Annotated in this window: 16 protein-coding genes and 8 tRNA genes; 2 read left to right on the forward strand and 22 right to left on the reverse strand. The window is 35.5% G+C overall.

Going from position 1 to position 21,826, the window contains the following annotated elements:
• Positions 1-19 precede the first annotated feature (19 nt).
• Both OL234_RS10240 and trhO read right to left on the reverse strand, forming a co-directional pair.
• Positions 20-868 carry a YitT family protein gene (locus OL234_RS10240; RefSeq protein WP_275469101.1) on the reverse strand — a complete coding sequence of 283 codons (849 nt, stop codon included), beginning with the start codon at positions 866-868 and terminating at the stop codon, positions 20-22.
• A gap of 175 nt (positions 869-1,043) precedes the next feature.
• The gene (trhO, locus tag OL234_RS10245) at positions 1,044-2,009 is read right to left on the reverse strand and encodes an oxygen-dependent tRNA uridine(34) hydroxylase TrhO (RefSeq protein WP_275469102.1); all 966 of its coding nucleotides are present in this window, start codon (positions 2,007-2,009) and stop codon (positions 1,044-1,046) included.
• Positions 2,010-2,228: 219 nt separating this feature from the next.
• Here trhO and OL234_RS10250 point away from each other — a divergent pair, with 219 nt between their 5' ends.
• Complete coding sequence (locus OL234_RS10250; protein WP_275469103.1) at positions 2,229-2,651, forward strand: NusG domain II-containing protein; 423 nt, start codon at positions 2,229-2,231, stop codon at positions 2,649-2,651.
• Between the two features lie 36 nt (positions 2,652-2,687).
• On the opposite strand, the gene OL234_RS10255 is transcribed toward OL234_RS10250, so the two are convergent.
• Complete coding sequence (locus OL234_RS10255) at positions 2,688-4,598, reverse strand: heavy metal translocating P-type ATPase (RefSeq protein WP_275469104.1); 1,911 nt, start codon at positions 4,596-4,598, stop codon at positions 2,688-2,690.
• 137 nt (positions 4,599-4,735) lie between these two features.
• On the reverse strand, positions 4,736-5,638 hold the full coding sequence (locus tag OL234_RS10260) for a prenyltransferase (protein WP_275469105.1): 903 nt from the start codon (positions 5,636-5,638) through the stop codon (positions 4,736-4,738).
• Between the two features lie 153 nt (positions 5,639-5,791).
• Here OL234_RS10260 and OL234_RS10265 point away from each other — a divergent pair, with 153 nt between their 5' ends.
• On the forward strand, positions 5,792-6,769 hold the full coding sequence (locus OL234_RS10265) for a polyprenyl synthetase family protein (protein WP_275469106.1): 978 nt from the start codon (positions 5,792-5,794) through the stop codon (positions 6,767-6,769).
• Positions 6,770-6,799: 30 nt separating this feature from the next.
• Here the strand turns inward: OL234_RS10265 and OL234_RS10270 are convergent, their stop codons facing one another.
• From OL234_RS10270 to OL234_RS10355, 18 genes are all read right to left on the reverse strand, one after another.
• Positions 6,800-7,840 carry a hypothetical protein gene (locus OL234_RS10270; RefSeq protein WP_275469107.1) on the reverse strand — a complete coding sequence of 347 codons (1,041 nt, stop codon included), beginning with the start codon at positions 7,838-7,840 and terminating at the stop codon, positions 6,800-6,802.
• Between the two features lie 305 nt (positions 7,841-8,145).
• Positions 8,146-9,903 (reverse strand): thiol reductant ABC exporter subunit CydC, encoded by a 1,758-nt coding sequence (gene cydC, locus OL234_RS10275; RefSeq protein WP_275469108.1) that lies wholly within the window; start codon positions 9,901-9,903, stop codon positions 8,146-8,148.
• On the reverse strand, positions 9,887-11,644 hold the full coding sequence (gene cydD / locus OL234_RS10280) for a thiol reductant ABC exporter subunit CydD (RefSeq protein ID WP_275469109.1): 1,758 nt from the start codon (positions 11,642-11,644) through the stop codon (positions 9,887-9,889). Before cydD ends, cydC begins: the two co-directional genes overlap by 17 nt.
• 5 nt (positions 11,645-11,649) lie before the next feature.
• Positions 11,650-12,663, reverse strand: a complete 1,014-nt coding sequence (cydB, locus tag OL234_RS10285; protein WP_275469110.1) for a cytochrome d ubiquinol oxidase subunit II — start codon at positions 12,661-12,663, stop codon at positions 11,650-11,652.
• Position 12,664: 1 nt separating this feature from the next.
• Positions 12,665-14,056, reverse strand: coding sequence for a cytochrome ubiquinol oxidase subunit I (locus OL234_RS10290; RefSeq protein WP_275469111.1), 1,392 nt, complete (start codon positions 14,054-14,056; stop codon positions 12,665-12,667).
• A 124-nt stretch (positions 14,057-14,180) separates the two neighbouring features.
• Positions 14,181-15,530 carry a glutathione-disulfide reductase gene (gene gorA, locus OL234_RS10295; RefSeq protein ID WP_275469112.1) on the reverse strand — a complete coding sequence of 450 codons (1,350 nt, stop codon included), beginning with the start codon at positions 15,528-15,530 and terminating at the stop codon, positions 14,181-14,183.
• 106 nt (positions 15,531-15,636) lie between these two features.
• Complete coding sequence (locus tag OL234_RS10300) at positions 15,637-16,875, reverse strand: peptidase U32 family protein (RefSeq protein WP_275469113.1); 1,239 nt, start codon at positions 16,873-16,875, stop codon at positions 15,637-15,639.
• Between the two features lie 15 nt (positions 16,876-16,890).
• Positions 16,891-17,817 (reverse strand): peptidase U32 family protein, encoded by a 927-nt coding sequence (locus tag OL234_RS10305; RefSeq protein ID WP_275469114.1) that lies wholly within the window; start codon positions 17,815-17,817, stop codon positions 16,891-16,893.
• Between the two features lie 123 nt (positions 17,818-17,940).
• Positions 17,941-20,433, reverse strand: coding sequence for an ATP-dependent Clp protease ATP-binding subunit (locus OL234_RS10310; RefSeq protein WP_275470154.1), 2,493 nt, complete (start codon positions 20,431-20,433; stop codon positions 17,941-17,943).
• An 8-nt stretch (positions 20,434-20,441) separates the two neighbouring features.
• Positions 20,442-20,915 (reverse strand): CtsR family transcriptional regulator, encoded by a 474-nt coding sequence (locus tag OL234_RS10315; protein ID WP_275469115.1) that lies wholly within the window; start codon positions 20,913-20,915, stop codon positions 20,442-20,444.
• Positions 20,916-21,069: 154 nt separating this feature from the next.
• Positions 21,070-21,143 (reverse strand) — tRNA-Pro (locus OL234_RS10320).
• Between the two features lie 14 nt (positions 21,144-21,157).
• A tRNA-Arg gene (locus OL234_RS10325) sits at positions 21,158-21,231 on the reverse strand.
• Between the two features lie 17 nt (positions 21,232-21,248).
• Positions 21,249-21,334: transfer RNA gene (locus tag OL234_RS10330), tRNA-Leu, on the reverse strand.
• Positions 21,335-21,379: 45 nt separating this feature from the next.
• Positions 21,380-21,451 (reverse strand) — tRNA-Gly (locus OL234_RS10335).
• Between the two features lie 35 nt (positions 21,452-21,486).
• Positions 21,487-21,559: transfer RNA gene (locus OL234_RS10340), tRNA-Thr, on the reverse strand.
• A gap of 7 nt (positions 21,560-21,566) precedes the next feature.
• Positions 21,567-21,648, reverse strand: a tRNA-Leu gene (locus tag OL234_RS10345).
• Between the two features lie 10 nt (positions 21,649-21,658).
• Positions 21,659-21,731, reverse strand: a tRNA-Lys gene (locus OL234_RS10350).
• Positions 21,732-21,734: 3 nt separating this feature from the next.
• Positions 21,735-21,807 (reverse strand) — tRNA-Val (locus OL234_RS10355).
• Positions 21,808-21,826 lie beyond the last annotated feature (19 nt).

The following is a 21,826-nucleotide window of genomic DNA, read 5'->3' on the forward strand; positions in this document are numbered from 1 at the left end:
AAATAGAAGCGACATTTTTTTAACGACCTAGACTAAATCCTCGACCCATAACCTCACTTGCTGCCATTGCGACAACAAAACCTTCAGGGTCAATTGTTTGAACACTTTCGTTCAACTTATGAAATTCTTTTTCAGGTAAGACACACATTAACATATCTTTACTTTCTTGATTGTATCCGCCTTTAACTGGGATATGAGTTACACCTAAATCCATCTCTGATAAAATCATTTGTGCCACTTTCTCAGGTTCTTTTGACACAATCAAAACATTTTTAGAACGGTTGAAGCCCATTTGAACTAAATCAATCACTCTGCCAATTACAAATAAACAAATCAATGAATATAAAACTCGATCAACCTCAAAAGCTAACAAGGCACCTAAAATGACAAAACCATCTACTACAGATACACATAATCCCAAGGGAAATTTTGCATACTTATGAACAATTTGAGCTAAAATCGCGGTACCACCGGTTGAAGCATTTCCTTTAAAGACTATTCCTAAGCCAATACCCGTAATGATTCCACCAAAAATGGAAGCCAACAATGGATTAACTGTCAAAATAGGGATACTCGCTGTAACCCAAACAAAGAATGGGTATAATAAACTACCGAAAATTGTCTTCATTCCAACCTTCTTGCCTAATAATAAAAAGCACAGTAGTAGTAAGGGAATATTAATTGCATATAAAGTAACGGCCAGTTCAATGCCGAATAATTTGTTTAAAATAATACTGATTCCATTTGCGCCTCCAGCTACGATTTCATTAGGTTTCAAAACCGAATTAATCGACACTGCCAAAATAAATGAGCCTACCATAACATATCCCAGTTCTGCTAATCGTTCTTTAGTAAAAAACTTTAACATCCAAACATCCTCTCTTCTTTTCCTAACTGATAACTTGTCCAAATTTGGACATAAAAAAATAAAAAATGGAAAAGTCCATTTTTTATTGCTAGGTCTCCACGTATTATAACCAAGACTTATAGAAAAAGAAAGTATCCAATGGATACTTTCTGAAAATTACACCGTTTTATAAAAATTATTGAGTGATTTTTTCCAAACTTTCACCTAAAAGGTTCAAGCGTGTTTCCCATTCAATTTCAGTCAAACCTGTTTCTTTTACATAACGATTCTTAACATGAGCGCGACACTCTGCTGAACAACCACGTACATACTTAGCCTCATTTTCCTCTGAGGTTAAAATACGACGATTACAAAATGGATTAGCACAATTGACATAACGCTCACAAGGCTCACCATCAAACCAATCTTTACCGACTACAACGTGTTCATTATGATTAATTGGTACCCCAATTCGTTCATCAAAGACGTACATCAGACCGTCCCACAAATCACCACGAACCTCAGGATCACGGCTATATGTAGCAATCCCACCATGCAATTGTCCAACATCTTTAAACCCTTCTCGCACTAACCAACCAGAGAATTTTTCGCAACGTATTCCCCCTGTACAATAAGTCACGACACGTTTGTCCATAAATTTTTCTTTATTGTCTTGAATCCATTGTGGTAACTCTCTAAAATTACGAATATCTGGACGAACAGCGCCTCTAAAATGACCTAAATCATATTCGTAATCATTACGCGCGTCAATCACTACTGTATCTTCATCTTCCAACGCATTTCTAAACTCTTTTGGTGACAAATAAGCTCCCGTTAAACTTAATGGATTGACATCTTCTTCTAAATCTAATGAAACAATCTCTTCTCGTGGTCTAACATGCAATTTTTTAAAAGCATGTCCTTCTGCTTGATCCACTTTAAACAACATTTTTTTAAAGCGACGGTCATTATGCATATAGGTCATATATTTTTCAGTATCCTCTGTTAAACCTGATAACGTCCCATTAATACCTTCTCTTCCCACTAAGATACGACCTTTTAACCCCAATGCTTTACATACTTCCAAATGAGTTTTAGCAAACTCATCTGGATTTTTAATTGCTGTATATTGATAATATAAAATTACTTGATAATTACTCAACGATTATCCCTCCTAAAATTGTTCATTAAAATTATAATCTAACTAACTCATAACAGCAATTTTATTGCTCACTTCACAAAGCTTTTTTAAGGGTCTTTTTTTAGCAAAAAAATTATTCCACTATTTATAGTTGACTAAAGCTAAGATTGTCGTTACTCTAAATAGGAACTATTTTTAATGAGAATTACCTTCTACGACTAAATTTAGGAGCGATGGCTGATGTTTTGGAAAGAAATAAAAAAACAATTTAAACTATTTGATGGCATCATTATCATTGCCTTAATTATCTTATCTTTTTTACCTTATGTTATTTTCAATTCGCAACAGCGCGATACCCCAATCAAAAGTGATGAAATGACTGCTGTTGTTTCAATCGATGGAGAAGAAGTCGATCGCTTTATTTTGGCAAAAGATACTCCCTATCAAGAAAAAACCTACCGACCTAAAAAAAAGCAGTATAATATTGTTGAAATTAAAGGCACAAAAATTAGGGTGCGAGAAGATAACAGCCCCGATCAAATTGCAGTTCACACAGGATGGATTAGCAAGCCTGGTCAAACATCTATTTGTTTACCACATCGTTTAGTTATTGAAATTATCGGTGTGCCAGACGAAGAAGAAGACATGATTTTAACCTATTAAAAAGAACCTAACGGCTAAACAGTTAGGTTCTTTTTATTAATCTTTAATTGGCAACAATAATCGTAAACCATTTAAGATAACTAAAATAGTGCTACCTTCATGGGCAATTACACCTAGAGGTAAGTTCATTTTGCCAAAGATATTTAAAACAACTAGCAATAGAATAACTGCTAATGAGAAATAAATATTTTGCCAAACAATTTTATCTAAACGTTTAGCTACTCTATGTGCATAACTTAATTTTGTTAAATCATTTTGCATTAAAACAGCATCTGCCACATCTATAGCTATATCTGTTCCCTCACCCATTGCAATCCCAATGTCTGCTTGAACTAAGGCTGGAGCATCATTGACACCGTCACCTAACATTGCAACAGGTCCATAAGCTGCTTGTTGTCCTTTGACTATTTCTGCTTTATTTTCAGGTAAGACATTCCCAATTACTTCGTCCATTCCCAACTGTTTACCCACTGCTTGTCCAGTTCTTTCAGCATCCCCTGTAATCATAGTTGTATGGATACCTTGTGTTTGTAAATAACTAATAACTTTTTTAGCAGCTTCATTAGGGACATCCATCATTGCAATTAAGCCTTTAACTTCCTCATTTTCAGAAAAATAAACGACTGTTTTCCCTTCATCGGCATAACGTTGGTTTAATAACACGACATCATTCGGAATATCAGTGAAACTGGCTGGTTTCCCAATACGATAAGCTACACCGGCGTAATTTGTAACCAACCCTTTCCCAATTTGATTTTCCACATCTAAATCAAGCTCGTCCTGAGAATCAAATTTTTCTAATATCGCATTAGCTAATGGATGATTCGCAGTTTTTTCCATACCAACAATAATATCAATATAAGCTTGTTCCGCTTCTTCAGTTTCAAAGAAATAATCTGTCACTTGAGGTTTACCTTCAGTCAATGTTCCCGTTTTATCAAAGGCAATTGCTTTAACTTCTACTAAGTTTGATAGATACGCTCCCCCTTTAAATAAAACACCTCTCTTTGCCAAGTTAGACACCGCAGATAAAGTTGCCGGAACAGCACTAGCAGCTAAAGCACAAGGTGAGGCTACTGTTAAGAAGACCATCCCTCGATAAAAACTTTCACGCCAGTCCCAAGAGAAAATAACAGGACCAAGTAAAATAAAAATAGGTACTAATACTAAAACTGTTTTGACATAGGTAGGTTCTAACTTTTGAATTCGAGTGGCTGTTTTAGTCAGATTAGACTGCGATTGATTCACTAATTCTAAAATCTTAGAAAATACTGTTTCGCTACTATCTTTCGTTACTTCCATTGTAAATGACCCTGTCCCATTCATCGTACCCCCAAAAACTTCATCACCTTCTGTTTTCTCTCTTGGGATACTTTCTCCGTTAATAGCGGATTCATCAATTGAGCTATAACCTGCCAAGATACGCCCATCAGTCGCAATTTGATCGCCATTTAAAACTTGTAATTGATCGCCAATCTTTAATTCAGAGACCGCTACAATTTCAGTACTACCATCAGCCTTTAATAAACGGGCTTCAGTCGGGTTAAGCTCCATTAAATTAGTAATTTCTCGACGGCTTTTTCCTTCCGCATAATCTTCTAAAAAGTGCGCTGCTGCAAAAATAACAATTAATAAAGCACCTTCTTGAAAATCCCCAATAATCATAGCACCAAGTGCTGCCAGTGTCATTAAAATATGGACGTTAGGTGTAAATTTACCTTTGGCTTTAGTTGCCGAAATCGTATCCATCACACCTTCTTCAATAATGTGGTAACCAGCAAACAACATCGCTACAACATATAACATATTTTTAACTAAACCTGCATCTATAAATAATGCTAAAATAAATGCTGCTAGACCAACAAAAAATAAAATAACCGGTAATTTTCCATGGTCATGTTCATGACTATGACTGTGCTCATTAGTCTCATTGTGTTGACATGTCATAAAAATCCCTCTCCCTCATTTCAATATGATTAACATATGAATTTTTTTTCATATGTTAATCATACAATAACTTAATTAATTGTGCAAATGATAACACAAAAAATAGACAATAAAAAAAACTACCTTAATTTGGTAGTTTAAAAAATCACACCTATTGCAAATAAAATAGCATAAAAAATCATCGTTACTGCTAAATTTTTAATAGCTAGAGGAAACGTTTCCGTTTTTATTTGTTTTTTTGAAAAAGCAAGCGTATTTTTATAAATCAAAGGAAAAATAAGCCACATACCTAATATTAAAACGGGAACTATGTTAGTCAACACCGCAATAGTTGAAAAAACAAACGGAGCTAACGCTAAAAACCAAAATAAGCGAAGTGCTCGTTTTTTACCAATATATGATACCAGTGTATGACGATTGTTTAAAATATCTTCTTCAACATCGCATGTGTTATTAGCCAACATTAAATTAGCAATTGCAAAAACTGCCGGTAAGGCCATAACTAAAACACTCCCAGCTAATTGCCACGTAAAAGGAGTGACATCATAAATATTTAGATAAACACAAATCAAGGGAATAATATAACCCATGGCTAAACCTGAAGCGACCTCTCCTACCGGCATACTAGATAATGGTTTAGGTCCTGCAGAGTAAAAAATACCTACCGAATAACTAATAATCCCTAACCATAAAATTACCCAACTTGTTTGAGAAGCTAGATAAATCCCAATACCAGCAGAAATAACAATAAAACTAATCATTATGTTTCTAACTAAAGGTAGTGAGAGTTTTTCCCGCCCAATAATATTCGTTTCTTCTTTATAATCATGTACATCTGTTGCATTATGATAATCCATATAGTTATCTAAGATATCGACTGCCATATTAAATAATAACATTGCGATAAAAAACATTAACATATTTCCTAGATAAAGTTGTTTATAATGATACCAACTGTATGCCATTCCCAAAATAAATGGAAACACACTGGCAGTTTTTGCTTTCATTTCAACTAATTCAGCAAAAATCTTCCAACTCATTCTATCCCTACTTTCTACACCTTTTTTAACATTACTTTAATCCCCTAAAAACAACCTATCCCATTGGCAAAACTTTTAATCTGAATCAATTGACACAAAGTTAATTTTAAGCTAAATTGGAATTAGTGTAAAGAATATTGCAGGAGGCCGACTATGGCGATTCATCCATTATGGGATAAGTACCCAATCATTCAAAAAGAATTACTCGAAACACAAAAAATTATGAATCAAACGGTCAAAATTCGCAATAAAGAAATGACCGAAGCATTACAGTTATTTTTTCAATCAGGTGGTAAATTATTGAGACCTGCCTATTTCCTAATATTTACAAAATTTGGTAAAAGTCCTTCAACAAAAAGACAATACCAATATGCTGCTTCTTTAGAAGTACTACATGCTGCTACTTTGGTCCATGATGATATTATTGACAATTCACCAGTGCGTAGAGATCAACCCTCAATCCAAGCTACTTTCGGAAAAGATATTGCTGTATATGCAGGTGATTTTTTATTTACTGTTTACTTTCAACTGCTTGCGGCCTCTTCACAAGATGTCAGCTCACTTGAACGTAACGCCTTAAATATGAAAAAAATTTTGATAGGCGAATTAGATCAACTTCATTTAAAGAATAATACTAAGATTACAATCAAACAATATTTACAACATGTACAAGGGAAAACCGCACAACTGTTCCAATTAAGTTGCTATGAAGGTGCCCGCTTTGCTGGTAGCTCCTTACGCGTTCAAATATTAGCTCAGCGGATAGGGTATAATATTGGAATGGCTTTCCAAATATTAGATGATGTTTTAGACTATTCTTCAACTGAAGAAACCTTACACAAGCCTGTCTTAGAAGACATTCGTAATGGTAACTACACTTTACCTTTGATTTATGCCATGCAAGAGAATCCTCAGGCTTTTAGTCTATTAGAGACGAAAGATAACCTAAGTGATCACGACATTAAACAATTAGTCGCCGCGATTTCTCATTATAAAGGAATTGAAAAAGCACAAGCTCTGGCTACTCGTTATACGGATAAAGCTTTAAGTGAAATTAATAAATTGCCTGATATTCCTGAAAAAAAACAACTTATTGATTTAACAAAAAAATTATTACATCGTGAAGATTAAAAAATACCACCTAGCTACTAGGTGGTATTTTTAACTATAAATAAAAGGTAATTCTTCATCTTGATTAATAACTTTTGTCAATCTCAAGTACAAATTCAAATAATCATTTAACAGTGTGTAGCCTTGTAGCTTATAATATGTTCTAGCATCTGTCACATAACCTGATAAAATGAATTTTGGTCTGACTGTAATTGACAAATCGGTTAATAATAAATCTAAATGTGCCATATATGGTTCTATCATCATAAAGAAACGTTTATCTTCCGGTGCTTTAACAAATTCACTCACCTCTAACCACTGGTTTGGCAATAAAGTAATCCGTTGTCTATAATAATAAAATGATTCTTTCGACATATATCTTTTTTTATTAGCAATTGTTTTATTTTGAGATTTTCTAAATAGTTCTAATATTTCTTGTTCCATTTCTGTTTTTGTCACAATGCTCTCTTCTTTAGAAAAATATTTTTCCCGATTTCTCACAAGTAAAAAATCCTCTGAATAAACTTCCTCATCTTCTAAATCTAAACTATTTAGATTGTCTAAGGTAGGCATTTTAGCAATTGGTTTGATAACAAGTTTGCGGTGTAGATCCTCTAAGCGTTCCTCATCAGTTTTTTTGCTTAGCCAAGGATAAGTTGCGACCAACTGAGCATCTCTTTGTTGGTAAAAACGTAATTTTTTATCTAAACGTTCGTAATCACTTAAAACTTCTTCTAAGCACACTTTAAATAATTTAGCACTTTTTTTCTTTAATTCGGTCACCCTAGCAGAATCATCTTCATCAGCAATAACAAAATAAGTCACCAATGAGAATCTCTCATCATCACTCCACTCATAATACACCTCATGCAAAGGAAAATCAGAAAAATAACTCCCCCAATAAGCAATTAAACGATAACTAGCTGGAATAAAAAGCTCTCTTGGAACAGCCTGACGCTGACATGCTATCACCAGCTGACTCAAACGAAAATCATCTTCTGCTGATTTTCTTAACACAACGGTATTATCTTTATCTCTTTTTTTAGCTAATTGATACACTTTGGATTTTATCGAAATTGCTTCTTCTAACATAACACCAATCTCATCCTTTCTAAAAAAATCTACTCTAATTTATCAAAAAATACGGTTTATTTATTCTTTTTATAAAATAATGTCATATGACTAACAACTAAGAGCATATACTATTATACTACCTATATGTGTGGTAGATGTACAGAAGTTTTTTATCATAACAGCTGTTTTACAATTAAAACATGATAGCACTTTTATCTTAAGTAATTCTTACTTTAAAATATAAAATCAACTCTTTCAAATAACACTTTTCATCTAAAAAAAACAGCACTCCCCTAATTAACTAAGTAATTAGGGGAAGTGCTTTATTGATAATCTAAGCTTAGTAAGTGACGATAATGCTTATTGTTAGCTTTTAAATGATTCGGACTACCATCCATCATAATATGCCCATCTTCTAGAAAAATAACACGATCAGCATGATCTATTGCTAACAAGTGATGGGTTATCCAAATAACTGTCTTGTCTTTTAATACCTTAAAGACGGTATCTAATAAAGCACGCTCTGTGATTGGATCTAAACCAATCGTCGGCTCATCGATAATAATAATTGAAACATCTTGTAATAAAATTCTTGCTAAAGCAATTCTTTGTTGCTCACCACCAGAAAAACGTTTTCCGCCTTCTTCAACTAAGGTGTCAGCACCTTGAGGTAATTGATCAATGACTGACTTTAGTCCCGCGCGCTCAATCGCTTCTAAAACTTCTGCATCAGTGGCATTAATATTGCCTAAGCGGACATTATTTAAAATGCTTGTATTAAATAAATGAGGCGCCTGGTTTAACACACCAATATAATCTGACATCTCAGTTAACTGAATCAACTCTTTTTGACCAACGACTATTTTTCCTTCTTTAGGAAGTAAATCGCCACGGATTAATTTTGCTAAGGTTGTTTTACCAGTACCACTCTTCCCTAACACTGCCACAGTACTACCTGCTTCAACAACTAAAGACAACCTATCTAAAATTTTCTTTTCTGAGCCATCGTAATGAAAGCTAACTCCCTCAATAGCCACTGAACTATCGACTAATTCGATAGAGTCTGGATGAATAGCTAGTTCTTCTTCGACAACGGTTGGCAATTGATGAAAGTGCTGAACAGAATCTTCATACATTGGTAACTCTGTCACCCCTTGACTGATAGGCCCAAAAGCATCCATCAATGGAAATAAAGCTAAGACAAATGCGGCAACCCAATTTAACCCCTCGGTCCCTCGACCATAAAAATAGAGTCCTGCCCAACAAAACATAGCAACAACAATTCCTCCAAAAACTAATTGAACCAACATATCTTGTCTACGTGTATATTGGTTCAACTTACGATCTTCGATACGGACACTTTTTTCCGCGCTATTATAGCGTGTTAAAAATTCATCATAACGACCACTATATTGCCAGTCACCAATCCCTAAAACCGAATCAGTTAATTGATTATACAAAACGTGACGTTTAGCTTTACGACGGTAGACACGAGCACGGTTAATTGCAACCGAAACTAAGGGTAGAAAAATAATTAAAATACCCATCAGCAATGCCATTAATAAAGCAAATGGTATCGAGAAAAAACCTAACATCACCACAATTATAACGTAAAGTAACAACCCAATTAAAGTGGGGAAAATCGTTCTCAAATATAAGTTTTGAATATGTTCAATATCTTCGGCTAAAATTCCTAAAATATTACCTGTTTGAAATTCTGATTTTGAACGATTCGCTCTTGATTCCAAAGCACGATATAATTTTAAGCGAATATCTGATGTCATTTTTAATACCCAATTATGACTACCTAAACGCTCAGCATAACGAAATGTTGGGCGACCTATTCCAAAAGCTCTAGTTAGGACAATTGGAACGTAGACAACTAATACATTCCAAGGACGTGAAGCTGATTTACTAATTAAAAAACCAGAAGTAAACATCAAAGCACTCCCACAAAAGAATGTCAGTAGACCTAAGAATAAAACTAATGCTAATAGTTTTTTATATTTTTTAAAATAAGGACGAACCCAAGTATCTTGTTTCGATAACAATAAGCGTGCTTCCTTAGTTGCTTGTTTCATCTGTTGGTTTACCTCCTTCAATTTCAGTTACAAATTGGCGATAAATGCCTTGTTTTGACATTAACTCTTCGTAAGTTCCCTGATCAACAATTTGTCCACCCTCCATGACTAAAATATAATCCATCTCTTTCATCCAATGCAAGCGATGTGTCGCAAAGAAAACTAATTTATCTTTCAATAATGGTAAAATAGTGGCCTTCAATTCTGCTTCTGTCTCAATATCCAAGTGCGCCGTTGGTTCATCAAATAACATAACTCGACGACTGCTATCTAAAAAGGCCCTTGCCAACGCCACACGTTGCATTTGACCACCGCTTAGCATTTGACCAGCTTCCCCAATTACCGTCTCTAAACCTTCAGGAAGCTCTGTCAATAAATCAGCCAATCCTGCTTGGGACATTGCTTGAAGAACTTCTTCATCGCTTGCCTCTGGCATATAGAAGTTAATATTTTCTCTTAAACTTGCATGAAAAATATAAGGATCTTGTGGGATATAGAATAATTGATTTTGCCAATCAGGCTGATTAAGATGACGGTAATTTTTATCATTAATTGTTAAATGAGTCTCTTTAGTACTTGATAAAAATCCTCCCAAAAGTTTGATTAAAGTCGATTTTCCTGAACCTGACAGACCAACTACGCCAATCTTACCAAACCCTTGCCACTCAAAATTTAGCTGACTGAGAGCATTTTTAGTAATTGCCTTATCATAGCTCACTTCAGTTCCTTTTAATACGATTTTACTAGCCTCTGACCATTCTTTAACAGGCTCTTGATTAGTTGTATCATTAATTGGGTCATCAAGGTTTAAGACCGCAAAAATGCTTTTTAAAGTGTTGCCACCATTTAGAGTTGCATGATAATCATTTGAAAAATCACGAATTGGTAAAAAGAAATCTGGAGCTAATATTAATACTGTTAATGCTGGAAATAACGGCATTAACCCTTCAATAAGACGTAGGCCTAGAAACAGAGCAATTACTGCAACTGATAGGGTTGTAAAAAAATCCAGAGCAAAAGTAGATAAGATAGCAATTTTTAAAGTGCTCATTGTTGCTTTCCGATAATTTTCACTAACATTAAATACATTCTTACCATAACGTTTGCTTAGACCCAGTAAATTTAAAGTTTCTAAGCCTCGTAAGGAATCTAAGAAGTGATTACTTAACAATTGGTAACCTTCATATTGTTTATCTGCCTTTGCTCGTGCCGCATAACCAAGTACAATCATAAAAATAATAATAATTGGAAACACAATTAATAATGTAATCCCTGCTTTTAAATCCTGAGTAAAGACAAAAATCAAAATAATCCATGGCACTATCATCATATTAGTAATTTTAGGTAAGATGATAGTTATATAATTTTCGATTTGGCTGATTCCTTCAATCGCCATTGTTACCATGTTACCAGTACCTTCTTTTTGAACAAAATTAGGTCCTAAAGAAAATATTTTCTTCAATAGTTTTTGGCGAATAATTTTTGACTGCTCATAGGCATAGCTATCGAGTGTCTTATCGCGGAAAAACTGACCTACTTGACGCAAAATAAAACAAATAAAAAACAATGAAATATTCAACAACTGCGACTTAACCGTCGCACCATTCCACAAGTTACTAATTCCTTTAGCAAGAAAGTAAGCTTGGCCGATAATCAAAAGAGCTTGCAAGACAGCAAGTCCTGCAAGCCCAATTAAAATCGGTTTAATTTTATTGATCTTAAAAATATTTTTATCAATCATTAGAATTATCCCTCGATTTTTTCGGTATTTATTCTCTTTCTAAACACATAGTATGACCAAATAAAGTAGCATAAAACAATTGGTAACAAGATTGCTGTTACGATTGTCATAACTTTTAACGTGTAAGGTGTGCTTGCTGCATCTACAATTAATAAATCTCTTACAGCATCAGCAGAGCCAATCATAACACGTGGGAACATACCATTAAATAATAAAATAACAATTCCCGCTAAAATACCACCTGTTCCTAAAAATGACACTAACTCTTTGTCTTTGTAAGTACCTACTGCAGCAACTACCGCACTAGCAATAATCGCAAGTAAAATAATTAAAGTTGATACTGGACGTTTATCGAAGAAATCTGTATTTGACCATAATAATAAAGCAAATACGACTAGGCCAACAAACAAGACTGGATAAAGACGTTTCGCAACATGTTGAGCACGGTAACGAATTGGACCTTTAGTTTTAAGTCTAATATAGTTCAAACCGTGTAAGAAACATACTAAAGTAACAGCAACACCACCAACTACGGAGAAAACATTTACATAGTCGCCAAAACTAGCATAGATATTTTTATCTTCAGCAATTGGCATTCCACGAACTAAACTTGTAAACATTAAACCAAATAAGAAGGGGGTTAAGGTACTACCAATAAAGGTTGCCCATTCCCAAAAATTACGGCCACGATCTGATTCCATATGATGACGAAACTCAAATGAGACTCCTCGTAAAATCAAGCCAAATAAAATTAAGAATAAAACAATGTAATACCCACTAAATAATGTCGCGTACCACTCTGGAAATGATGCGAATAAAGCACCACCAGCAGTAATCAACCAAACTTCATTCGCGTCCCAGACAGGTCCAATAGTATTAATCAATGCATCACGCTCATGACGATTTTTTGCTAATAACTTAACTGACATCCCCACACCAAAATCAAAACCTTCTAGAAAGAAGAAACCGGTGAAAAGAACACCAATAATAATAAACCATAATAACTCTAAAGTACTCATATTAGAATGCCTCCTTTGATAGAGGATCTGTTGCTTCGATTTCTTTTTCTTCTGCATATGGACCGTATTTTGCTGTACGTTGAACTAAGAAAACTAATACTCCACCTAATAAAGCAAAAATTAAGAAATACATAATATTAGAGAACAATAATTGAGGAGCTGTTACACTTGGTGAAACACTGTCTGCAATTGTGAACAAACCATAAACAGTCCAAGGGAAACGACCTAACTCAGTAATTAACCAACCTGATGTGTTAGCAATAAAGGGTGCAAATGTACATAGTGACATAATTACCATTAGCCATTTCATTTTTTGTAGTTTGTCATTTCTTAATAAGACTAGACCGACAACTGATAATAAGGCCATTAAAGAACCAAAACCGGCCATGAAACGGAAACTCCAGAATAAGGCATTAACAGGGACATAATAATCCATTTCGTCACCATATTTAGCTTTTAATTCTTCATTGATAGTGTTCATCCCTTTAAAACTACCTTCATGTGAACTCCCCAGAATACTTAATAAATAAGGAATCTCAATAGATGGTCCTTCTTCATTCGTTTTTTCATTCATTAGTCCCATGATTTTCCATGGTGCAGGATCCTCTGTATCTTCATAGATCCCTTCTGTTGCTGCGAATTTCATTGGTTGATCTTCAATAATTGCCTGTGTTTGTTCATGTCCGACTGCAATCGTAGCAATAGAGAAGATTAAACCTAATACTAAACCAATTTGCATTGATTTTTTAAAAAAGTTTGTGTCTTCTTTACGTAACATTTTCCAAGCCGAAATCCCAACAATAACAAAAGCACCTGTTACGAAAGCTCCAAAAATTACATGTGGGAACTCCATCCATAATTGATGATTTTTAAGTAGTGCTGAAAAACTTTCTAATTCAGCGCGTCCTGTTACCTCATTAATTTTAAATCCAACTGGATTTTGCATAAATGAATTTGCTGCTAAGATCCATAAAGCTGACAAAGTTGAACCGAAAGCTACTAACCACATAAAGACAACATGGACTTTAGGACTTACCTTATCCCAAGTAAATGACCATAGGCCAATAAATGTTGATTCCATGAAGAAAGCTAATAAGGCTTCAACTGCAAGGGGTGCCCCAAAGATATCTCCCATGAATCGTGAATATTCAGACCAGTTCATACCAAATTGGAATTCCTGAATAATTCCTGTTACTACACCGACTGCAAAGCTTAATAGGAAAATTTTTCCCCAAAATTTTGCCATGTCTTTGTATACTTCATCTTTCTTTACAACGTACATAGTTTCCATAATAGCTACTGCCAGCCCTAAACCGATTGATAACGGAACAAATAGGAAATGGAAGACCGTGGTCATCGCAAACTGGATTCTAGCTAAGGTTAATATATCCATCTAAAGAACCTCCTCTATTCAATTTTTATCTATATAATAATTATTATTATTACCTAACTATTATAATCCATAATAACTAAAAGTAAACCGTCCTTGCTGATAATTATTTGGATTAACTTCTGATTTAACGCAAGGTGACAAACTCTTCTGCCGCTGTGGGATGAATCGCGATGGTTGTGTCAAAATCATGTTTAGTTGCTCCCATTTTAATAGCAACAGCAAACCCTTGTAACAGTTCATCCATGCCTATACCAATACCATGCAACCCAATAATCCGTTCTTCTTTACCTAAACAGATTAATTTAACTGTGGCTTTCACTTTTCTTTCCTGTAAGGCATATTGCATTGGGTTGAACTGGGAAGTATAAATTGTTAGCTGAGTGTCATCATGCAGCTCACGAGCTGCCGATTCTGTTAAGCCAACTGTACCAATTGGCGGATGGGTAAAGACCACTGTAGGGATGTTATTGTAATCCACCTTAGCATCTGTCTGACCATTAAATAAACGATCTGCAAGACGTCGCCCTGCAGCAATAGCAACTGGTGTTAATTCTGCTTTACCTGTGATATCACCAATAGCGTAGACTCCTTTTTGATCAGTTTCCTGATAATCATCTACCCTTAAGTAACCCTTATCAGTTAGCTTAACACTCGTCTGCTCTAAATTAATTGCCTCAATATTCGGTTTACGCCCAATCGCCCAAATAACTTGATCTACTTCTAAGGATTGACCATTTTCAAAGCTTAACTTAAGAGTACCATCTGCTAACTTTTCAACTGCTTGAGGAGTTGAGTTAGGGTACATCTTAATACCTTCTTGTTCATAGATAGACACCATCGCTTCTACAATTGTCTGATCAAAACTACGTAAAGGCATTGCTTTACGGTAAGCTAAATGAGTATCCGAACCTAAACCATTCAACACACCCGCTAATTCAACAGCAATATAACCTGCCCCGACAACTGCCACTCGTTTAGGCAATTCTGTTAAGTCAAAGAATCCATTGGAATCTATTCCTAATTCTTTACCAGGTATATCAGGAAGCTTAGATTGTCCACCAGTTGCAATTACAATATGCTCTGCTGTAAAAGTTTGGTTGTTTACTTCAATGATATCATTGGACGTAAAACGTGCATATCCTCTAACTACAGTCACGCCATTAGATGCTAAACCTGAATCGTACAGCCCCCTTAAGCGTTCAATATAAGCTTCTCTATTGTTAACAAGTTGACTAAATTCAAACTTTTCTAATGACACATCTATGCCATAACTTGAGGCATCCAACAATAAATTTTCTCTAAGTTGTGCCGCATTCCACATCACTTTTTTGGGAACACATCCAACATTTACACAAGTTCCACCTAGATGTTGCCCTTCAATTAATAGTACTTTAGCTCCATGCATACCCGCACGATTAGCAGTAGCAATACCACCACTTCCCCCACCTATTACAATATAATCAAATTTTTCCATAAGATACTCCTTTCTACATACTCTCCTAAATTATACGTAAAATGTTCGTCATAAAGCAATTAATCTGTTTATAAAAAAAGCCCAGTCTAACACTGGACTTTTGTACCTATTTTTTTTTACGAATCATATCACCTGTTTTAACTGGTTGATTAACTGGCATTGTTAGAATCATCATTGGATTAGGTGCTTTTTCAATCATTTCACCCTCTTCATTCCACATTTTTTCAACTTTTTTCTCAAAGTGTTGGAATCCAGGACCATAAAATTCAATTTCATCACCTACTCTAAAATGATTTCGTTGACGAATAGTCGCCATACCTGTTGTTTCATCATAAGACATCACTTCACCTACAAATTTATATACAGGAATTTTACGGCGTTCACCAAATAACTGCTTTTCTTCAGTTGGCGTTTGATAATAAAAACCCGTGGCTAACTCACGTTGGGCAACCTTCCAAAGTTCATCAATCCATTCTTGCTTGCATTCATAATTTTCAGGGTCTGCCATGTAGCTATCCACTGCTTTTTTATACACGTTAGCAACTGTTGAAACATAATGAATTGATTTCATACGACCTTCAATTTTAAAACTATCCACACCGTTTTGAATTAAATCTGGAATATGTTCTATCATAGACATATCAACGGCACTCATAGAAAATGGCTCATCTTCAATTTCACCGGAAGTTAATAAAGAGCGATGCTCACCAGCATATGGCATATCAAATAAATCATACTTCCAGCGACAAGATTGTGAACAACCTCCACGGTTAGCATCACGTTTTGACATATGATTAGATAATGTGCAACGACCTGAATAAGAAATACACATAGCCCCATGAATAAAGGCTTCAATTTCAATATCAGTATTATTACGAATGGCTGCTACTTCTTCCATTGAGACTTCACGGGCTAACACGACACGTTCCAATCCTTCATTTTTCCAAAATTCTAATGTTTCATAATTAGTAGCAGAGGCTTGCGTTGATAAATGAATTGGTAATCCTGGAGCTTCCATAGCACAAATTTCAATCAAAGCAGGATCTGAGACAATCACAGCATTAATGCCGATTTCCCGTAATTTTCTAAAAAAATCACCTGCGCCTTGTTCGTCCCCTTCATGAGTAACCATGTTGGCTGCTACATAAACTTTAGCATCATACTCTTTAGCAAAAGCCACACCTTCGGCCATTTCCTCAAAGCTAAAATTACCCGCACGACTCCTTAAACCATATGCATCTCCACCAATATATACCGCATCAGCACCATAGTGTATCGCTGTTTTTAATTTTTCTAAAGTTCCAGCTGGAGCTAAAACCTCTGGACGTTTTAATATTTTTTTCATGATCTTAGTTCCTCCTTATTTCACTTCATCTGGATCCATCAAAAAGAACCCGGTATCTAAACTACGTTCTTGTGGATGTAGTACTATTACTTTTTCTAACAACTGATTTGCTACCTCAAGCGTCCACTCATCAGCTTCTAAAATACGGGCTGCTTGGACAAATAGTTTGGCAATATCAACTAGCTTACTACCTGGCGTATATATTCCATCTAATTTCCAATGAGTCAATCCAAGTTCAAATAGTTTGTCTAATTCTGTCATCAAGTTAACATCACTGTCGGCAAAAATATGAGTGCCGTGACTATCTTCATAGACAGAATAATGCGTTTCTTCTTTTTTAGGCTCAGATAAAAACAAGCCACGTTCCTTACTTGTATCATCCTCACTTTTAATATAGGAAAAGAAATTTTCAACTAACGGTCGTTTAGATTGATGAATACATGTTGCTCCATAAACTAATATCTCACCGAAAATATCTAACTGTTTCGTCATATCAACTAATTCTAAATAAGGTACTTCTCTGGCAATAACCCCGCCAATTGCTCCTCTTTTTCCCCAAAAATTAATTTGACGGGCACTGGTAACTAAAGTATGGGCATCATAAATAAAAGGAAGTGCTAACTTTTCCTTCTGTAAAACATAAATAACTCCTGTATCACCCACTGTAATTTGGTCAACCCCAATATCGACTAGAAATGTCAGATATTCTGGAATCAACGTCATTTTTTCAGGATGCATTATACCATTAACTGCTATCGTTGCTTTTTTATTATAAGAATGAGCTAATTCTACTAATTCTTTTTGTTCTGCTCTTGAAAAGTACCCAGGCAGGCGTAAGCCAAATGCTTCATCACCAAAATAAATATTATCAACCCCACAAGCAAGTAATTCTCTAGCTTGGGCAACTGATTCGACTGTTGATGTGATTTCAATTTTATTCATAAAAAAACCTCCTATTAAATTCAATCGGTTAAACGGGCTTAAAAATACGCAAAAAGCTGGTAGGAGCTTTGGTTTTGCACCTACCAACTTATATTGTATTATTCGTTATTTACACCTTAAATACTAACCTTTTTCCACTGTATTTTCAAGTGTTTTTTCAGATACCGTAACGTTTATCTTACCTTTACTAGAGCCAATCGTGACGGTATCACCCCTTGATATTTGACCTAGAAGTAATGCTTCGCTTAGACGATCCTCTACTTCTTTTTGCAGGGCTCTTTTAATTGGGCGTGCCCCATACTCTGGGTCAAATCCTTCTTGAGCAATAATATCTAAGGCTGCCACAGTAAATTTAAGACTAATATTTTGTACTTGTAAGCGACTAACTAATGACTTACTTAAAATTTTTACTATTTCACGTAATTCTTTTTGATCCAAGGAATGAAACACAATTGTTTCATCTATCCGGTTAAGAAATTCTGGTTTGAAAGCTTTTTTTAGTTCTTCTAAAATTTTAGAAGACATCGCTTTATGGTCAGTTTGAATATTTTTAGCATTAAATCCAACCGATTTTTCCTCTTTTAAAGCAGTTGCTCCAATATTAGATGTCAAAATAATAATCGTATTTCTAAAATCTACCTTACGTCCCTTAGTATCTGTCAAATAACCATCATCTAACACTTGCAACAAGATATTAAAGATGTCTGGGTGTGCTTTTTCAACTTCATCTAACAAGATAACCGAATATGGTTTTTGACGAATTTTTTCAGTCAATTGACCACCCTCATCATAACCAACATAGCCTGGAGGGGAACCAATTAAACGGCTTGTTGCATGTTTTTCCATAAATTCAGACATATCAACCCGAACAAGGGCCTCCTCTGAACCAAAAACAGATTCAGCTAACGCTTTAGCAAGCTCAGTCTTCCCAACACCTGTTGGACCTAAGAACATAAAGGAACCAATTGGACGTTTAGGATCTTTCAATCCACTACGTGCACGACGGGTTGCACGAGCAACTGCACTAACAGCCTCTTTTTGTCCAATCACACGTTTATGCAACTCATCTTCTAGATTAATAAGACGCTCGCTTTCTTTTTTCTCTAATTGTCTTAGGGGGATGTTAGTTGTTTGAGAGACAATCTCCGCAATATCTTCTGCACTCACTTCCAACTCATAACTAGACTCACGGATTGCTAATTCTTCTTCATATTTTTCAATTTTCTTTACTTGCAACTTTTCTTTTCTACGTAAATCAGCTGCCAATTCAAAATCTTGTTCATGTAAGGCGACTTCTTTTTCTCTTAATATTTCTTCATATTTCTGACGCATTTTTGTACGTTTCGACACTTTATTGGCTTTAGCCAAACGAACTTTAGCACTAGCCTCATCAATTAAGTCAATTGCTTTGTCTGGTAATTGACGTTCTGTCATATAACGCGTCGACAAATGGACAGCAGCCTCAACAGCCTCTTCACTAATAGCCACTTGATGGTGCCTTTCATAATATTCCCGTAAGCCAATTAAAATTTCAACGGCCTCTTCTTCACTAGGTTCTTCAACAAGTATTTTAGCAAAACGTCTTTCTAAGGCAGCATCTTTTTCAATATATTTTTGATACTCATCTAGTGTTGTTGCTCCGACAGTTTGAATCTCACCTCTAGCCAAAGCAGGCTTCAATATATTAGAAGCATCTATTGCTCCTTCAGCTCCCCCAGCACCGATTAAGGTATGTAATTCATCAATAAATAAGATAACTTGTCCATCATGATAAATTTCTTCTATGATTTTTTTCATGCGATCTTCAAATTCACCACGATATTTAGTCCCTGCTACAAGCGACCCCATATCAAGCATCATTAAGCGTTTCCCTACCATATCATCTGGCACTTCTCCAGAAACAATTTTTTGTGCCAAACCTTCAGCAATTGCGGTTTTTCCCACACCTGGCTCACCTACAAGAATTGGATTGTTTTTAGTACGTCGACTTAGAATTTGAATCAAACGTTCAATTTCCTTGCTACGTCCTACTACAGGATCCATTTTGCTATCATAAGCTAATCTTGTTAAATCTCTAGCCAACATATCTAATGTAGGCGTCCCTTCTTGTGGCATTTGAGCTTGTCTTTGGGTACCACCTTTTTTCTGACCAATTTTACTAGTTTTAGATTCTGATACACCAATTTTTTTCAATGTATATTGTCTTGTTTTAGCAATATCTAAACCAAAATTTTTCAAAATTCTCACTGCTAAAATTTCTTCTTCACGCAATAAACCTAGTAAAATATGTTCTGTACCAATACAAGGTGCACCTAATCGCTTAGATTCATCACTAGCATAAGCTAGTACTTTCTTAGCTCTAGGTGAATAAGGTAAATACATCGGTGTAGTACCTGCTTTATGATTACCATAACCAATAATAGTTTCAATTTCTGCTCTTACGTAATCCTTACTTAAACCAGATTGACGTAATATCTTCCCGGCTATACCACCTTGCTCATTAATCAATGCACTCAACAAATGCTCTGTGCCAACTGATTGATGCTTAAAACTTTGAGCCTCTTCTTGCGCAATTAATAATACTTGTTTGGCTTTATCTGTAAACACTTCATCCATCATATAATTTACTCCTTCTCCTCATAACGAAGTCGTTCTATAATTATTTTAATCATGTTAGCTCTAATCATATCTTCTTTTTCTCTAAAATCTGCCTGTAGTATCTCGCTAGACATTAAACTATGCAGCAAAGCGCCTTCTCTTTTATTAATAATATCATAGTTATATAATTGCTGCAGGATAGCTGTCGCATCGTGCTGTGTTAATTTATTACCTACCACATTTTCTAACTCTGTTAAAATATCACCATGATGATTTAAGGTGATTTTTTTTATTCTAATATACCCTCCGCCACCACGCTTGCTCTCAACATTATAACCTTGAGCAACAGTAAAACGTGTCTTAATAACATAATTGATTTGGGAAGGTACACAGCTAAATTGTGAGGCGATTTCTGCTCTTTTTATTTCAATTTTATCTTTCTCCACCAAAATTTCTTTGATATATTCCTCAATTAAGTCGGATATATTTTGATTATCCATAAAATTAGCCTCCTAACTTTTTGACTATTTTTGACCTTAAACCTATTATACTAAATTCCTGATTTATAAGTAAAGAAAAAGCGGCCAGCATTCTCTTCTTAAATATGAAAAAAAGAGATAAGACAGAAGTCTTATCTCTTTTAATTAATTTTTATCGGGAAGACAGGATTCGAACCTGCGACCCCTTGGTCCCAAACCAAGTGCTCTACCAAGCTGAGCTACTTCCCGTTACCAAAAAAAAATGCACCCAAGAGGAGTCGAACCTCTAACCGCCTGATTCGTAGTCAGGTACTCTATCCAATTGAGCTATGGGTGCAAATAATATTTAAAAAATGCCGAGGACCGGAATCGAACCGGTACGGTGATTACTCACCGCAGGATTTTAAGTCCTGTGCGTCTGCCAGTTCCGCCACCCCGGCGTATTACAACTGGTCTTATAATACTTTTGTTATTAAGATAACAAAAGCGGAAGACGGGGTTCGAACCCGCGACCCCCACCTTGGCAAGGTGATGTTCTACCACTGAACTACTTCCGCAATCTAAAGAAAAAAAGAGAGTTTCACTCTCAAAATGCCGGCTAAAGGAGTTGAACCCTCGACCCTCTGATTACAAATCAGATGCTCTACCAACTGAGCTAAGCCGGCTAATAAATGCGGGTGAAGGGACTTGAACCCCCACGCCGTTAGGCGCTAGATCCTAAATCTAGTGCGTCTGCCAATTCCGCCACACCCGCATATAAATGATGACCCGTACTGGGCTCGAACCAGTGACCCTCTGATTAAAAGTCAGATGCTCTACCAACTGAGCTAACGAGTCATATGGAGGTTAACGGGATCGAACCGCTGACCCTCTGCTTGTAAGGCAGATGCTCTCCCAGCTGAGCTAAACCTCCATGGGATATTAATAATATC

It is taken from the genome of Vagococcus intermedius, from assembly GCF_029144185.1.
GTDB lineage: Bacteria > Bacillota > Bacilli > Lactobacillales > Vagococcaceae > Vagococcus_D > Vagococcus_D intermedius.

Excerpts from the sequence above, each read along its gene's own strand:
- OL234_RS10240 (WP_275469101.1), bottom strand. The coding sequence starts at position 868 with ATGTTAAAGTTTTTTACTAAAGAACGATTAGCAGAACTGGGATATGTT.
- OL234_RS10250 (WP_275469103.1), top strand. The coding sequence starts at position 2,229 with ATGTTTTGGAAAGAAATAAAAAAACAATTTAAACTATTTGATGGCATC.
- OL234_RS10255 (WP_275469104.1), bottom strand. The coding sequence starts at position 4,598 with ATGACATGTCAACACAATGAGACTAATGAGCACAGTCATAGTCATGAA.
- OL234_RS10260 (WP_275469105.1), bottom strand. The coding sequence starts at position 5,638 with ATGAGTTGGAAGATTTTTGCTGAATTAGTTGAAATGAAAGCAAAAACT.
- OL234_RS10265 (WP_275469106.1), top strand. The coding sequence starts at position 5,792 with ATGGCGATTCATCCATTATGGGATAAGTACCCAATCATTCAAAAAGAA.
- OL234_RS10270 (WP_275469107.1), bottom strand. The coding sequence starts at position 7,840 with ATGTTAGAAGAAGCAATTTCGATAAAATCCAAAGTGTATCAATTAGCT.
- cydC (WP_275469108.1), bottom strand. The coding sequence starts at position 9,903 with ATGAAACAAGCAACTAAGGAAGCACGCTTATTGTTATCGAAACAAGAT.
- cydD (WP_275469109.1), bottom strand. The coding sequence starts at position 11,644 with ATGATTGATAAAAATATTTTTAAGATCAATAAAATTAAACCGATTTTA.
- cydB (WP_275469110.1), bottom strand. The coding sequence starts at position 12,663 with ATGAGTACTTTAGAGTTATTATGGTTTATTATTATTGGTGTTCTTTTC.
- OL234_RS10290 (WP_275469111.1), bottom strand. The coding sequence starts at position 14,056 with ATGGATATATTAACCTTAGCTAGAATCCAGTTTGCGATGACCACGGTC.
- gorA (WP_275469112.1), bottom strand. The coding sequence starts at position 15,530 with ATGGAAAAATTTGATTATATTGTAATAGGTGGGGGAAGTGGTGGTATT.
- OL234_RS10300 (WP_275469113.1), bottom strand. The coding sequence starts at position 16,875 with ATGAAAAAAATATTAAAACGTCCAGAGGTTTTAGCTCCAGCTGGAACT.
- OL234_RS10305 (WP_275469114.1), bottom strand. The coding sequence starts at position 17,817 with ATGAATAAAATTGAAATCACATCAACAGTCGAATCAGTTGCCCAAGCT.
- OL234_RS10310 (WP_275470154.1), bottom strand. The coding sequence starts at position 20,433 with ATGGATGAAGTGTTTACAGATAAAGCCAAACAAGTATTATTAATTGCG.
- OL234_RS10315 (WP_275469115.1), bottom strand. The coding sequence starts at position 20,915 with ATGGATAATCAAAATATATCCGACTTAATTGAGGAATATATCAAAGAA.